The organism is Shigella sp. FC1661 (genome assembly GCF_001712525.1).
GTDB lineage: Bacteria > Pseudomonadota > Gammaproteobacteria > Enterobacterales > Enterobacteriaceae > Escherichia > Escherichia coli.
In genome coordinates this window covers 1-15449 of record NZ_MDGW01000602.1, presented here as the reverse complement: position 1 = coordinate 15449, position 15449 = coordinate 1, and the positions used below count along the sequence as shown (strand labels likewise).

Sequence of the window (15449 nt, the reverse complement as noted above, 5' to 3'; positions counted from 1 at the left end):
TGCATATCTGACACTTTGGTTCCCACTACTTATTTGGTGGACACCACTTTGTCTAATTCGTCAGATTCTGACCAGACGGTTCAGGCTGTACGCTTACGTGCAAAATACGCTGTTGCTTTTTTAATATATCTCGCTCAAGGCGAGCTTCATTTAACGCCTTACGCAGTTGCAGAATTTCAGATTCCAGTTCAGCCACCGTGCGGGAACCAGGAGTACCGAGCCCTTTTCTGGCGGCGGTAACCCATTGTCCTAAAGTGCCTTCAGGAAGGGATAATCGGGAAGCGCCTTCACTGATCGAAAGTTGATTTTCAAGAACCGTTCTGACAGCTTCGGCTTTGAACTCTTTAGAGTAACGTTGGTTTTTTCTGCTCATTATTAGCTCCTTCTGATGCCATTCTATTTCAGGAAGGAGTGTCCGTTAAACTCAGGCTACCTCAGTCTGCAGTTACTGGAACAACATTGGGTTTGTGCGGTAAGAGGCAATCATGAACAGATGGCGATGGATGCGCTGGCATCCCAGCAGATGTCTTTGTGGTTGATGAATGGCTGCGACTGGTTTATTGCGCTGGCAGATAATCAACAGAAACAAGCGAAAACGGCGCTGGAAAAATGTCAGCATTTGCCCTTTATTCTTGAAGTACACAGTCGCACCGGCAAGCATGTTATTGCTCATGCGGATTATCCAGATGATGTTTATGAATGGCAAAAGGACGTTGATTTGCATCAGGTCTTGTGGAGCCGCTCGCGATTAGGTGAACGCCAAAAAGGGCAGGGAATTACAGGTGCTGATCATTTCTGGTTTGGTCATACACCGTTGCGACATCGCGTGGATATTGGCAACCTGCATTATATTGATACCGGTGCTGTCTTTGGGGGCGAACTGACTCTTGTGCAATTGCAATGATTAAAAATCACCGTACTCCTGTGCAGGTCGCCAGAAACCATCTATAAAATCCTCAATCGGAAAACAACCGCCCTGGCGGATCCGTTGATCGCTCATAGAATAAAGACACTGCTGTTCCGTGTTGTAGACATCCACAACAATATCTTCACAACCGCCATCCAGGTAGCAAACAAAAAGTACCAGCGCGAACATTTCATCCCCGAAGTGTGGTGCCGTACCGTTAAGTTTAGGAGAGATTTTACAACGGGGGAATAACCAGGACAAATAACCCGCCATGCCGACGGGTTCTTTTTGGATCAGGCAAGACGCATAATCCAGGCATCAGATTGTTGATCGTAACGGGTACGGTAAAGGACAGAGTGTTCGCCATTTAGCAGGGCAGGGATACTGGTTTCAGCATCCCAGGCATCGAGTTGCATACATAAATCGGGGTCAGATTTACAAAGAATGGTTAACGTTCGATCACCCGGCGATTCACCGTGTAATTCGCCGTCGTCGATTTCAAAAGCGCCTATGCGCACACTGGTTTTCATCTTCGTGCTCTCCATTTAGCTGCCGGTTGTGGTACGACCAGTCCGATCGCACCATTTTTCAGCCTAGTTGAGGCAGCCGAATGTGCCAGTCAAAAAGTGCGCTTTTTTTGTGCGCTGTCAGGCGTTACCGGTAAAAAGTTTCCCATCGCGCACCAGTTCACGCGGATAGCTGTTTTTCAATCGCGAACCAATCCGTTTGGCTAAACCAATCGGTTGATGCTGGAAAGTAACCAACACGTCATCCGCCACTGGCGCGGCTTGCGGGTAAACATCGCGCCCGCGATACCACTCCTCCGCTTCCTGCGGTGTCAGTTCAAAAGCGTTCACATTGTCGGGGGTGGCAAGGGCAATAACTGCTTCATGCTGCCAGCGATAACCTTTGTTGTGCGTTTCGGCAAGTTTAATCCCCAAGCGAGAAAATCGGACTTTACCGATCAGGGCTTCAATGCCCACCGGGAACAACCACAGTTCTTTGTCACGCTGCCAGAGGCGCAGGTTTTCATCCCAGTTTAAGCCAACATCTGCAGCCGCCTGGCGAATTTGTCCAGCTTCGCGATCTTTCACCGGGCTGAACGGAAAATTACCGACTTTGTATTTGGGGGCGGGTAAGGCGGGAATCGCCTGAGTTTTACGCAGACGAGCAACGAAGAAGCCTTCGCAGTCGTAAATTTGTGGGAAAACATGCAAAAAGCCTTCTTCGGTCAGCGCTTTGTTTGCACCAGGGAAGAGATCGCCAAGTGGTAAAAACTCTACTGCGTCGGGGTAAGTCTCTTTCAGCCACAGGCAAACGGCTTCGTTTTCTTCCTGGTTTAAGGTACAGGTCGAGTAAACCAGCGTACCACCAGGACGTAATGCATGAAAGGCGCTGTCGATAAGCTCCCGTTGTGTAGCTGCGATTTCCTGATTGCTTTCTGGTGACCAGTTTTTTAGCGCATCGGGATCTTTACGCACCACGCCTTCGCCGGAGCAGGGAGCGTCCAGCAAAATGGCATCAAACATTTCTGGCACTGCCGCACCAAACACGCGGCCATCAAAATGTGTGAGCGCAACATTACTGATGCCACAGCGGCTGATATTGGCATGTAACACTTTTACCCGACTGGCGGAAAACTCATTGGCAAGGATTGCCCCTTCGTTATTCATCCGCGCGGCAATTTGCGTCGTTTTTGAGCCTGGCGCAGCAGCGACATCCATCACCCGCTGTGGTGCATTACCGTCAGCAAACAAGGCGGCGACGGGCAACATTGAACTGGCTTCCTGAATATAAAACAGGCCACTTAAATGCTCGGCGGTACTACCCAATGGCAATGCATCTTCATTGTCGCGTTCAATCCAGAAACCTTCTTCACACCACGGAATTGGCGTAAGCGTCCAGCCATAAGGAGCGGTTAATTGCAGGAAATCAGCAACGGAGATTTTCAGCGTATTAACGCGAATGCTGCGGCGCAACGGGCGCTGACAGGCGGCAAGAAAATCATCAAATGAGAGCGTCGAAGGCATAGCTTCGCGCATTTGTGTCAGAAACGCGTCCGGGAAATAAACGGTGTGTTGGGCCACGAGCATGTACCACTGGCAAAAAAACAGGCGCGCAGTTTAGCATAAACGCTCCGGCGCAGGCACGCCGGAGCAGTGGGCATTATTTGGGAAGCGCAGTTCCCCATTCACGCCACTCTTTCGGTTCACTTTCCTGCAACAGGAAGTGTTTGCCTTCCTGGGCTTTCGGTGCCAGTGGCGTACCCGGAGGCGTGGCGAAGGCGATGCCGCCACGGATAAACTGGTTAAAGGTGCCGGTTTTCACTACGCCGCCCGTCAGACCAAAGTCCAGACTGTAACCCGATGCCAACCAGAAGACGGAATTGTTACGCACCAGGTGTTGATAGCGTTTACTGATGCGCATCGCAATCATCACGCGATCTGACAATGTCCCCAGCGTCATTCCGGTAACCGTACCTACTTCCAGACCACGGAACAGCACAGGCGTACCAATACCTAACGAACCGGCTTCCGGTGCTTCGGCAATAATGCTTAAGCCATCCAGGTAACGCGAATCAGTAATAGTAGCTTCTTGCAACTCAAAGTCACGGCGAGGATTACCCCGACCTGGTTCGACATTGATATACGGCTGGAGGATAGTATTTAGATGCTCAACGCCTGCGGCTGAAATTTGCGGTGTGACCACCGAGAAGCGCGTACCGCCGCGGGCGAAGGTCTGGACATACTCCGGATAGAGCACCGCCTTTGCCTGTACTTCATTGCGCGCGGTAATCAGATCCAGCGTCTGGATTTGCCCGATATCAATACCGAGATAGCGAATTGGCATCCCGACCGCCAGTTTTCCGGCATCGAAAGCGTGAAGCGTAATCTGCCCACCAACCGCACGGGCCGCTGTTTCGGAAGCATACAGAATTCGTTTGTCGCCTTTACGCTGACTGGCGCTGGCACCGCTGAGGTTATCGAAGCTAATGGCTCCCTTTAATGCTCTGGAGAGCGGGGATGCCTGTACGGTCAGGCCACTACCATTCAGCTGAACTTTCGCCCCGCCTTCTGCCCAGAACACGCTATTGCTGGTCAGAAGGTTGCGATACTCCGGCTTAATATGCAGATCGATATCAAACGCGTTAGCTCGCGGACGCACGGTAATCACTTCACCAACTTCAAATTTACGGTACAGCACTACCGATCCTGCCTGCACATCCGGCAGCGTCTCTGCACTCAAACTCACGGTTGTGGTGGGTAAATCGCTAAGGCTGTTCTCCAGCGCTTTTTCCAGATTGGCATACAGTGGATAGCTGGCTTTCATCTCACCTTTATCGCCTGGCAGAATACGTATCCCGCCGTTAATCCATTCTGAGGCGCTGGCACCAAGAAACTCAACGCCATCCAGCCCCACCTTCACGTCGACACGGCTGTTGACGACAAATTTGCTATCGCCTTTTACCAGTTCGCGATGCTGAGGCTCGATGGCGACGGTAAAGGTAACGCCTTTGCTGGTGAGTTTACGATCAATAACCTGGCCTACCTGCACGCCGTGAAGAATGAGCGGCTGACCCGTATCAATACCGTAACTTTCCGGCGCGGTCAGGGTCAGCGTCAGAACATCAGGTTCATGCAGCAGTGCTTTTTCGCCTGGCACAACAACGAACTCTTTGCGTGGCTCGCCATCGCCGGGTACCAACTCGAAGGTTTTGCCAGTCAGCAGGGCGCTGAGATTGGCATCGCTAAGGGATAATTTCGGATTACGTAATTCGATGCGGGTATTTTCACGAAGCAGGGTAACGACGCTGGGATCAACTGTCATTTCCCCAGTGACTTTACCACCAGGATTTAAATCCAGTTTAGTTAGCTGTCCGACTTCCAGTCCCTGATACATTAATGGCGTCGAGTCGGCGGTTAATCCGGCCCCACTCGGCAGTTCCAGTTTGATTATTACGCCACGCTGGCTATGGGCGAGGTCTTCATACAGACCAAAGGTATCTTCCGCCTCGGCAGGTTTCGACTCTTCTGGTGAATCGAAGGCAATCGCACCGTTAACCAGTGCCGCCAGGCTTTCCAGTTTCACCTTCGCGCCACTGATACTGACATTGGCATCAACGCCGGAAACGTTCCAGAAACGGCTACCTTTTTTCACCAGATCGGTAAAACGCCGCTCGATCAGGACATCAATCACCACGCCTTGTTTGTTGGGATTGATGGCATAGTCGTAGACTTTTCCCACCGGGATCTTGCGGAAATAGACCAATGAACCGCTGTTCAGCGAACCGAGATCGGGGGCTTGCAGGTGGATCATCAGATCGCCATTGTCCAGCCGATATTTCGGTTGGGTATCGAGTGCGACAAAGTGATCCTGCTCTTTACCTGTACCCGGCATCATGCCGATATAGTTCCCACCGACGAGGGCGTCCAGCCCGGAGACACCTGCCAACGATGCTTTTGGCGTCACCAGCCAGAATTGAGTCTCTTCGCGCAGCGCATCTTTCATATCGGACTTGATGCTGACCTTGACTTCAATCTTACGAAGATCGTCGCTGAGGCTGATATCCTGCACTGTTCCGACTTCAACGCCCTGATAACGAACAGGCGTACGGCCCGGGACAATACCATCCGCCGACATAAAGTCGATGGTGACGGTATTACTTCGGTCCTGATAACTGTCCCAAATCAGCCAACCGGCAATCATTAGCGCGATGAAAGGCAGCAGCCAGAAAGGTGAGATACGGCGTTTATTTTTAATCTGCGCTTCAGTCGTCGAAGCGGGCGTTTCCTGACTCATGTGCATCCCAAAGTAAGCGGCTGTCCAGCCATTCCACAGCAAGAATAGTCAAAATTACGGCTGCGCCAAAATAAAACGCAGCGGTCCGATAGTAAAAGCGAGGATCTGATCGCGATTAATCAGCGACATGGTTAAAGATATGACAAACAGGTCGAGCATCGACCAGCGTCCAATCCAGGTCACCATCCGCAGTAACAGAATGCGTGTGCGTAAACCTTGCTGGCATTTAAAATGAGTGCTCAACAGTAAAGTGAACATGACGATCACTTTAGTAAACGGTACCAGAATACTGGCGATAAACACGATTCCGGCGACCGCAATGTTGCTACTTGCCAGCGACATAATCCCGGAAAGAATCGTATCTTCCTGCCGGCCACCATTCAGATAAATGATAGAAATAGGCAATAGGTTGGCTGGTAACAACAAAACGATTGACGCTAACAGCGCCGCCCAGCATTTTTGCAAACTATGACGACGACGCAGGCGTAGCGGGATATGGCAACGCGGGCAGCGACCACGCTGATCAGGATAGCCGGTAAAATGGCACCCAAGACAGACACGAAGTTTCTCGTCCCTACGCGTAGCGGGGCGCTGCGGATAATATCGCTCCCACAGCTCCTCAACATTAAGATGTGACAACGTCACCGTCGTTAAAATCACCAACGCCACAAAAGAGAACAAGCCGACACCCGCCTGGATATGGGCATAATCCTGTACCTTTATAGAAGCAACGCCAATGCCGACCAGGTAGATATCCAGCATTACCCACTCTTTAAGACGCTCAAGCATCAGCAGTACCGGACGTAAATTCATTCCCAGTCGGTTACCAAACCATAAATATGCTATGGAGGACACCAGAATGAGGGGGGCACCAATAACGCAGAAAAAGACCATCGCCCCCGTTATCGTATCGCCCTGTTTGGTCATTTGCCAGATGCCTTGCATGACGTTTGCGTCGATACGAATACCTAACAGCCAGATATGCAACAGCGGTTCGCCCCAGGCAAACGGCATCAGCAACAGCATGGTGAAAGCCATTGCCGCCAGGCGCGTTAGCGACCAGTCGCGCCCGTCGCGAATTTTTGCCTGACAGCGCGGACAATAGGCACTCTGATGAGAATTTATCTCGGGCAGGCTAAACAGCATGTCACATTGCGGGCAACGTTGGTAATCACCACGCGGCAGTTCCTCGCCGATTGACCTCACTGTTATCTTTTTTGTCGGCGTAATTTGTGGTGTGTTAAGAGCCATGACGTGCCAAATGTAATAAGAATTAACATTAATCTTAACCCATGATGGGAATGATCTTGAGCATTAACGCATTTAATGCTTATTTTAATAGGCTGGCAGTTCCAGGTAAGACAAACAAGTGATTATATAATGAACAAAACAGAATTTTACGCGGATTTAAATCGCGACTTTAACGCGCTGATGGCGGGAGAAACCAGTTTTCTGGCAACGCTTGCGAACACCAGTGCGTTGTTATACGAGCGTCTCACTGACGTAAACTGGGCAGGTTTTTATTTGCTTGAGGACGATACACTGGTACTCGGACCATTTCAGGGCAAAATTGCCTGTGTCCGGATACCCGTCGGGCGCGGGGTGTGCGGCACTGCGGTTGCCCGCAATCAAGTGCAGCGTATCGAGGATGTTCACGCGTTTGACGGGCATATTGCCTGTGATGCGGCGAGTAATTCTGAAATTGTTCTGCCGCTGGTGGTGAAAAATCAGATTATTGGTGTTCTTGACATCGATAGTACCGTCTTCGGTCGCTTTACAGACGAGGACGAGCAAGGCTTACGTCAGCTTGTGGCACAGCTTGAAAAAGTGCTTGCAACGACGGATTACAAAAAATTCTTTGCGAGCGTCGCAGGATAATCAACGGATAACGTAGCATTTACTGGTAGCGTCATTATAATGACGCCTGTTCATGCCTGCGCTTGTTGGCTACGTCCGTTGTAATCAGGAAATTTCATGGAAAATCAACCTAAGTTGAATAGCAGTAAAGAAGTAATCGCGTTTCTGGCCGAACGTTTTCCCCACTGTTTCAGTGCGGAAGGTGAAGCGCGTCCGCTGAAAATCGGTATTTTTCAGGATTTGGTCGATCGTGTTGCCGGGGAAATGAACCTGAGCAAAACGCAATTACGATCCGCTTTACGTCTCTACACTTCGAGCTGGCGTTATCTTTACGGTGTTAAACCCGGCGCAACGCGTGTCGATCTTGACGGCAACCCATGCGGTGAGCTGGACGAGCAACATGTAGAGCATGCTCGCAAGCAGCTTGAAGAAGCGAAAGCGCGTGTTCAGGCACAGCGTGCTGAACAGCAAGCGAAAAAACGCGAAGCTGCCGCAGCTGCTGGTGAGAAAGAAGACGCACCGCGCCGCGAACGCAAGCCACGTCCGACCACGCCACGCCGCAAAGAAGGCGCTGAACGTAAACCTCGTGCGCAAAAGCCGGTAGAGAAAGCGCCAAAAACAGTAAAAGCACCTCGCGAAGAACAGCACACCCCGGTTTCTGACATTTCAGCTCTGACTGTCGGACAAGCTCTGAAGGTGAAAGCGGGTCAAAACGCGATGGATGCCACCGTATTAGAAATCACCAAAGACGGCGTCCGCGTCCAGCTGAATTCGGGTATGTCTTTGATTGTGCGCGCAGAACACCTGGTGTTCTGAAACGGAGGCCGGGCCAGGCATGAACATGTTTTTTAGGCTTACCGCGTTAGCTGGCCTGCTTGCAATAGCAGGCCAGACCTTCGCTGTAGAAGATATCACGCGTGCTGATCAAATTCCGGTATTAAAGGAAGAGACGCAGCATGCGACGGTAAGTGAGCGCGTAACGTCGCGCTTCACCCGTTCTCATTATCGCCAGTTCGACCTCGATCAGGCATTTTCGGCCAAAATCTTTGACCGCTACCTGAATCTGCTCGATTACAGCCACAACGTGCTGCTGGCAAGCGATGTTGAACAGTTCGCGAAAAAGAAAACCGAGTTAGGCGATGAACTGCGTTCAGGCAAACTCGACGTTTTCTACGATCTCTACAATCTGGCGCAAAAGCGCCGTTTTGAGCGTTACCAGTACGCTTTGTCGGTACTGGAAAAGCCGATGGATTTCACCGGCAACGACACTTATAACCTTGACCGCAGCAAAGCGCCCTGGCCGAAAAACGAGGCTGAGTTGAACGCGCTGTGGGACAGTAAAGTCAAATTCGACGAGTTAAGCCTGAAGCTGGCAGGAAAAACGGATAAAGAAATTCGTGAAACCCTGACACGCCGCTACAAATTTGCCATTCGTCGTCTGGCGCAAACCAACAGCGAAGATGTTTTCTCGCTGGCAATGACGGCGTTTGCGCGTGAAATCGACCCGCATACCAACTATCTTTCCCCGCGTAATACCGAACAGTTCAACACTGAAATGAGTTTGTCGCTGGAAGGTATTGGCGCAGTGCTGCAAATGGATGATGACTACACCGTTATCAATTCGATGGTGGCAGGTGGTCCGGCAGCGAAGAGTAAAGCTATCAGCGTTGGTGACAAAATTGTCGGTGTTGGTCAAACAGGCAAGCCGATGGTTGACGTGATTGGCTGGCGTCTTGATGATGTGGTTGCCTTAATTAAAGGGCCGAAGGGCAGTAAAGTTCGTCTGGAAATTTTACCTGCTGGTAAAGGGACCAAGACCCGCACTGTAACATTGACCCGTGAACGTATTCGTCTCGAAGACCGCGCGGTTAAAATGTCGGTGAAGACCGTCGGTAAAGAGAAAGTCGGCGTGCTGGATATTCCGGGCTTCTATGTGGGTTTGACAGACGATGTCAAAGTTCAACTGCAGAAACTGGAAAAACAGAATGTCAGCAGTGTGATCATCGACCTGCGTAGCAATGGCGGTGGGGCGTTGACCGAAGCGGTATCGCTCTCAGGTCTGTTTATTCCTGCGGGTCCCATTGTTCAGGTCCGCGATAACAACGGCAAGGTTCGTGAAGACAGCGATACCGACGGGCAGGTGTTCTATAAAGGCCCGCTGGTGGTACTGGTTGACCGTTTCAGTGCTTCGGCTTCAGAAATCTTTGCCGCGGCAATGCAGGATTACGGTCGTGCGCTGGTTGTGGGTGAACCGACGTTTGGTAAAGGCACCGTTCAGCAATACCGTTCATTGAACCGTATTTACGATCAGATGTTACGTCCTGAATGGCCAGCGCTGGGTTCTGTGCAGTACACGATCCAGAAATTCTATCGCGTTAACGGCGGCAGTACGCAACGTAAAGGCGTAACGCCAGACATCATCATGCCGACGGGTAATGAAGAAACGGAAACGGGTGAGAAATTCGAAGATAACGCGCTGCCGTGGGATAGCATTGATGCCGCGACTTATGTGAAATCAGGCGATTTAACGGCCTTTGGGCCGGAGCTGCTGAAGGAACATAATGCGCGTATCGCGAAAGATCCTGAGTTCCAGAACATCATGAAGGATATCGCGCGCTTCAACGCTATGAAGGACAAGCGCAATATCGTTTCTCTGAACTACGCTGTGCGTGAGAAAGAGAATAATGAAGATGATGCGACGCGTCTGGCGCGTTTGAACGAACGCTTTAAACGCGAAGGTAAACCGGAGTTGAAGAAGCTGGATGATCTACCGAAAGATTACCAAGAGCCGGATCCTTATCTGGATGAGACGGTGAATATCGCACTCGATCTGGCGAAGCTTGAAAAAGCCAGACCCGCGGAACAACCCGCTCCCGTCAAGTAATATCAATCAGGCACAAGAAATTGTGCCTGATTTTTTAACAGCGGCAAGATGCCGTAAATCAGATGCTACAAAATGTAAAGTTGTGTCTTTCTGGTGACTTACGCACTATCCAGACTTGAAAATAGTCGCGTAACCCATACGATGTGGGTATCGCATATTGCGTTTTGTTAAACTGAGGTAAAAAGAAAATTATGATGCGAATCGCGCTCTTCCTGCTAACGAACCTGGCCGTAATGGTCGTTTTCGGGCTGGTACTGAGCCTGACAGGGATACAGTCGAGCAGCGTTCAGGGGCTGATGATCATGGCCTTGCTGTTCGGTTTTGGTGGTTCCTTCGTTTCGCTTCTGATGTCCAAATGGATGGCATTACGATCTGTTGGCGGGGAAGTGATCGAGCAACCGCGTAACGAAAGGGAACGTTGGCTGGTCAATACTGTAGCAACCCAGGCTCGTCAGGCAGGGATCGCTATGCCGCAAGTGGCTATCTACCATGCGCCGGACATCAACGCTTTTGCAACCGGTGCGCGCCGTGATGCCTCTCTGGTTGCTGTCAGCACCGGTTTGCTGCAGAACATGAGCCCGGATGAAGCCGAGGCGGTAATTGCTCACGAAATCAGCCACATCGCCAATGGTGATATGGTTACCATGACGCTGATTCAGGGCGTGGTGAACACCTTCGTTATCTTTATTTCCCGTATTCTGGCGCAGCTTGCCGCGGGTTTTATGGGCGGAAATCGTGATGAAGGTGAAGAGAGCAACGGCAACCCGCTGATCTACTTTGCGGTTGCAACGGTTCTGGAACTGGTGTTTGGTATTCTGGCGAGCATTATCACCATGTGGTTCTCGCGTCATCGTGAATTCCATGCTGATGCCGGTTCGGCAAAACTGGTTGGTCGCGAGAAAATGATTGCCGCGCTGCAGCGCCTGAAAACCAGCTATGAACCGCAAGAAGCAACCAGCATGATGGCTTTCTGCATTAACGGTAAGTCGAAATCGCTCAGTGAGTTGTTCATGACTCACCCGCCGCTGGATAAACGAATTGAAGCTCTGCGTACGGGTGAATACCTGAAGTAATATGAAGTAAATACTAAAAAGTGCGTCCTGATCGACGCGCTTTTTTTATGCCCTGGATCGTGGCTGAGTGATACGTAAACCACTGACACAGGCAGCAATCACTGCCAGAATAGCCGCAGCCATCAGCGAAACGTGCGTACCATTATCACCGAACTGATTTAGCATCAGCGCCACCAGTGCCGCGCCGCTACTCTGACCCAGTAGACGAGCCGTTCCTAACATGCCACTGGCTCCACCGCTACGTTCGCGAGGAGCGGAGGTAATAATGGTGTGGTTATTGGGTGACTGGAACAAGCCAAATCCAGCGCCACATAAGATCATCGGCCAGATAATATTGATATCCGCAGGTGACGCGGGCAGCAGAACCAGGGAAAAAAGCCCCGCAGCCATGATGAACAACCCTAGAGCACCCAGCAATCCTGCATGTACGCGTTCAATCAAATAGCCTGCCAACGGAGCCATCACCATCGTTGCTAACGGCCACGGTGTCAGAAGTAAACCTGTTTCGACTTCACTACGCCCGAGCACGGTTTGCAGGTAAAAGGGCAGGGAAACCATTGCCAGCATTTGTGCGCAGAAAGAGCAAACAGATGTGCAAATAGAAAGTGAAAACAGCGGGATACGCAGTAAATCCACCGGTAGCAGCGGTACGGGAAGAGAAAGCTGGCGGCGAATAAAGAAAATACCAACAACAACCATTACCACCAGTTCCGCAGCAATTAACGTCAGCGATTGCCCCTGAGCGAAACCACTCAACGCAGTGATAAGCAGGCCGAAGGTTAACGCGTTCATCACGGCGCTGGGCAGGTCGAAACGGGGTTTACTGGCGCGAGAACCATTGGGTGGCAGAAAACGCATCGCCAGAAGCAGGGCGATAATACCTAACGGTACGTTGATTAAAAATAACCATTTCCAGGATGCGATGGAGAGGATTGCTGCAGCAATTGTCGGCCCGGCAGCAGAAGAGACGGCAACAATAAACGAGTTTATGCCCATCCCTCTCCCCAGAAAACGTTGTGGATAGATCAGGCGGATAAGTGCGGTATTAACGCTCATCAACGCTGCACCGCCGAAACCTTGTATGACACGCGCAAGGGTGAGCATTTGCAGCGAATCAGAAAGGGCGCAGAACAGTGAAGACAACAGAAAAACGACCAGACCGCATTTATAAATACGTCGATAGCCAAACATATCGCCCAGAAACGAAAACGAGAGCAGGGAGATGACAATGGCGATTTGATAGGCGTTCACTACCCAGATGGAACTGGCTGGCGTGGCATGAAGGTCCGTGGCGATTGTTGGCAGGGCGACGTTGGCGATTGCGCCGTCAAGGACAGCCATCGAAATACCAATCACAATGGTTAATATCGCACCGTATCGCTGGGGCAATGGCAGGCCGTCGGCCTGAACTTTTGGCATAGGAATTTTATATCTTTGGTGAATAATCAACAGGGGTATGATTCTAGCACTGATATTCACGGTGGATGTCGCAGAATTGTAACTAACCGGCAAAAGATGGATTGCGACCCCCCTGGTGCGAAATTATAATAAAAAACAGTTCTGATTTTTATAAAACACTCGCAATGAGGTGATAAATGGCTAACGCAGATCTGGATAAACAGCCTGATTCTGTATCTTCCGTGCTAAAAGTTTTTGGCATTTTGCAGGCGCTGGGTGAAGAGCGCGAAATAGGGATAACCGAGCTGTCGCAGCGCGTCATGATGTCAAAAAGCACCGTTTATCGCTTTTTACAGACCATGAAAACCTTAGGTTATGTGGCGCAGGAAGGGGAGTCGGAGAAATATTCCCTGACCCTGAAATTGTTTGAACTGGGCGCTCGCGCGTTACAAAACGTCGATTTAATTCGTAGCGCAGATATCCAGATGCGTGAGATCTCCCGCCTGACCAAAGAAACTATCCACCTCGGCGCACTGGACGAAGACAGTATTGTTTACATTCACAAAATTGACTCTATGTACAATTTGCGCATGTATTCACGGATTGGGCGTCGTAATCCGCTGTACAGCACCGCGATTGGTAAGGTACTGCTGGCATGGCGCGATCGCGATGAAGTGAAGCAAATTCTTGAGGGCGTGGAGTATAAACGCAGTACCGAGCGGACCATCACCAGTACAGAAGCGTTATTACCCGTTCTGGACCAGGTGCGCGAGCAGGGGTATGGCGAAGATAACGAAGAGCAGGAAGAAGGGCTGCGATGCATTGCGGTACCGGTATTTGATCGCTTTGGCGTGGTCATTGCCGGTTTGAGCATCTCCTTCCCGACGTTGCGTTTCTCTGAAGAGCGTTTACAGGAATATGTCGCAATGTTGCATACCGCAGCGCGCAAAATTTCTGCCCAAATGGGTTATCACGACTATCCGTTCTGATGAGAGTAAGAACCTGTCGGAATATCAAACAGACAGGTTCTTTATTTAGCATGAGAAAAATAAAGTTGAAGGTGCGTTATATTAAACGCGCTTGCTATAAGAATATTTTACTCATGAGTGAGAATCTGGTTATTTATTACCCTTAACCATTATCGGCCACGATATTGCTTTTACGTAACAGTGGGCAATCTGTTATCCCCAAGAAACCATTTTTAGTGTGCAAGTATTGTACCGTGCTGGTGCCTCTGGCAGTCAGATAGGTACATTGCAAACCTAATCCTGCGGCATTCTCTTTGCTTCCAATCAAAACGCCATATCCGCTGAGTAATAATCCTATCCATACCAGTGCTATCAGCATAACTGTGCGAATGATGAATCGCATTACAACCTCTTCTCTTTTTATGTTCGCTTAATCGTAGCGGCAATATGCGCTGAAGCAAGCTACTCATTCCGAAAAAGCACGAATATCGACATAGTTAGGCGCTGTTTAACTAACGCATGCTAGTTTAATGACATAAGGTAGGTGAAGCGGAGATTGGAGTGAAAAAGTTTCGATGGGTCGTTCTGGTTGTCGTGGTGTTGGCTTGCTTGCTGCTTTGGGCGCAGGTATTCAACATGATGTGCGATCAGGATGTACAATTTTTCAGCGGAATTTGTGCCATTAACCAGTTTATCCCGTGGTGATATCATTTTTTCAGCACTAGATTTTCTTCCTCTCCAGCAGTGGTAGAATAGCGCCTCTACTCAGAGGTGGTGAAATGAACGAAGTTGTAAATTCAGGCGTGATGAACATTGCGTCTTTGGTTGTATCGGTGGTGGTTCTTCTTATCGGGCTCATCTTGTGGTTTTTTATCAATCGTGCCAGTTCACGGACTAACGAACAGATTGAACTGCTTGAGGCGTTGCTGGATCAGCAAAAACGTCAAAATGCACTGTTACGTCGTTTGTGCGAAGCAAACGAACCAGAGAAAGCAGATAAAAAGACCATTGAGAGTCAAAAATCGGTTGATGACGAAGATATTATTCGCCTGGTCGCCGAACGATAATCCTTCCTCAATCTTGAGTAACCCCGTCGTTGAAGGGTTACTCAATTCATCCTGATTATACGCACTGTCATGGTGCAACTGCTTCAAATTAAAACTCTGGTCTGACTTCAGATAATTATCATATTATTTATTTGCGTAACGGGATATCAGAAAAAGATATTTTCCTCATTAATTTATTAGGATGTTTACATCGGATTTGTGATTAAGCGTGGTATTATTTATTAGCGAAACGTTTCTCTCTTGATTTTTTTGCTCATTCATCAATTTTTCTTATTTTAAATTTTCGGTAATGCTGCCAACTTACTGATTTAGTGTATGATGGTGATTTTAAGGTGCTTGCGTGGCTTCCATTTCCATCAGATGTCCTTCCTGCTCCGCTACTGAAGGCGTGGTGCGTAACGGCAAAAGCACTGCCGGACATCAGCGCTATCTCTGCTCTCATTGCCGTAAAACATGGCAACTACAGTTCACTTACACCGCCTCTCAGCCCGGTAC

Annotated in this window: 14 protein-coding genes and 3 pseudogenes; 9 read left to right on the top strand and 8 right to left on the bottom strand. The window is 49.8% G+C overall.

Annotated features, from left to right (window positions below):
- Positions 1-96: 96 nt before the first annotated feature.
- A pseudogene (locus tag BFF42_RS25845) lies at positions 97-373 on the bottom strand (transposase); the annotation flags it as partial.
- 66 nt (positions 374-439) lie between these two features.
- On the opposite strand from BFF42_RS25845, the pseudogene BFF42_RS25840 reads away from it, so the two are divergent.
- Positions 440-904 (top strand): annotated as a pseudogene (locus tag BFF42_RS25840) (metallophosphoesterase family protein); the annotation flags it as partial.
- On the opposite strand, the gene BFF42_RS25835 reads toward BFF42_RS25840, so the two are convergent.
- The 5 genes and pseudogenes from BFF42_RS25835 to yebS form a co-directional block, all read right to left on the bottom strand.
- Positions 905-1096, bottom strand: a complete 192-nt coding sequence (locus BFF42_RS25835; RefSeq protein ID WP_000457842.1) for a YdfD/YebW family protein — start codon at positions 1094-1096, stop codon at positions 905-907.
- A gap of 104 nt (positions 1097-1200) precedes the next feature.
- Positions 1201-1437 (bottom strand): DUF1480 family protein, encoded by a 237-nt coding sequence (locus BFF42_RS25830; protein WP_012421427.1) that lies wholly within the window; start codon positions 1435-1437, stop codon positions 1201-1203.
- 117 nt (positions 1438-1554) lie between these two features.
- On the bottom strand, positions 1555-2994 hold the full coding sequence (rsmF, locus tag BFF42_RS25825) for a 16S rRNA (cytosine(1407)-C(5))-methyltransferase RsmF (RefSeq protein ID WP_024258615.1): 1440 nt from the start codon (positions 2992-2994) through the stop codon (positions 1555-1557).
- 79 nt (positions 2995-3073) lie between these two features.
- Positions 3074-5707: a lipid-binding membrane homeostasis protein YebT gene (gene yebT / locus BFF42_RS25820; protein ID WP_024258614.1), complete on the bottom strand. Its 2634-nt coding sequence runs from the start codon at positions 5705-5707 to the stop codon at positions 3074-3076.
- Positions 5676-6958, bottom strand: a pseudogene (yebS, locus tag BFF42_RS25815) (membrane integrity lipid transport subunit YebS). The gene yebT and the pseudogene yebS overlap by 32 nt, the downstream one beginning before the upstream one ends.
- Before the next feature lie 129 nt (positions 6959-7087).
- Between yebS and msrC the strand changes: the two are divergent.
- From msrC to htpX, 4 genes are all read left to right on the top strand, one after another.
- Complete coding sequence (gene msrC / locus BFF42_RS25810) at positions 7088-7585, top strand: L-methionine (R)-S-oxide reductase (RefSeq protein WP_001043882.1); 498 nt, start codon at positions 7088-7090, stop codon at positions 7583-7585.
- 96 nt (positions 7586-7681) lie between these two features.
- A complete protein-coding gene (gene proQ / locus BFF42_RS25805) occupies positions 7682-8380 on the top strand; it encodes an RNA chaperone ProQ (protein ID WP_000431370.1) in 699 nt (232 codons plus the stop codon).
- A gap of 19 nt (positions 8381-8399) precedes the next feature.
- On the top strand, positions 8400-10448 hold the full coding sequence (gene prc, locus BFF42_RS25800) for a carboxy terminal-processing peptidase (RefSeq protein WP_001315679.1): 2049 nt from the start codon (positions 8400-8402) through the stop codon (positions 10446-10448).
- A gap of 191 nt (positions 10449-10639) precedes the next feature.
- Positions 10640-11521, top strand: coding sequence for a protease HtpX (gene htpX, locus BFF42_RS25795; protein ID WP_000984517.1), 882 nt, complete (start codon positions 10640-10642; stop codon positions 11519-11521).
- Between the two features lie 45 nt (positions 11522-11566).
- Here the strand turns inward: htpX and BFF42_RS25790 are convergent, their stop codons facing one another.
- Entirely contained in the window at positions 11567-12940 is a 1374-nt protein-coding gene (locus BFF42_RS25790) for an MFS transporter (RefSeq protein WP_001127216.1), read from the bottom strand.
- A gap of 176 nt (positions 12941-13116) precedes the next feature.
- Between BFF42_RS25790 and kdgR the strand changes: the two genes are divergently transcribed.
- Complete coding sequence (kdgR, locus tag BFF42_RS25785; protein ID WP_001262182.1) at positions 13117-13908, top strand: DNA-binding transcriptional regulator KdgR; 792 nt, start codon at positions 13117-13119, stop codon at positions 13906-13908.
- A gap of 142 nt (positions 13909-14050) precedes the next feature.
- Here the strand turns inward: kdgR and BFF42_RS25780 are convergent, their stop codons facing one another.
- Complete coding sequence (locus BFF42_RS25780; protein WP_001211009.1) at positions 14051-14290, bottom strand: YobH family protein; 240 nt, start codon at positions 14288-14290, stop codon at positions 14051-14053.
- 158 nt (positions 14291-14448) lie between these two features.
- On the opposite strand from BFF42_RS25780, the gene mgrB reads away from it, so the two are divergent.
- The 3 genes from mgrB to BFF42_RS25765 all read left to right on the top strand — a co-directional run.
- Positions 14449-14592 (top strand): PhoP/PhoQ regulatory lipoprotein MgrB, encoded by a 144-nt coding sequence (gene mgrB, locus BFF42_RS25775; RefSeq protein ID WP_000714550.1) that lies wholly within the window; start codon positions 14449-14451, stop codon positions 14590-14592.
- Positions 14593-14666: 74 nt separating this feature from the next.
- Positions 14667-14954, top strand: a complete 288-nt coding sequence (locus BFF42_RS25770; protein ID WP_001006860.1) for a YebO family protein — start codon at positions 14667-14669, stop codon at positions 14952-14954.
- A gap of 340 nt (positions 14955-15294) precedes the next feature.
- On the top strand, positions 15295-15449 hold a 155-nt coding region (locus BFF42_RS25765), incomplete at its 3' end, for an IS1 family transposase (protein ID WP_001348782.1).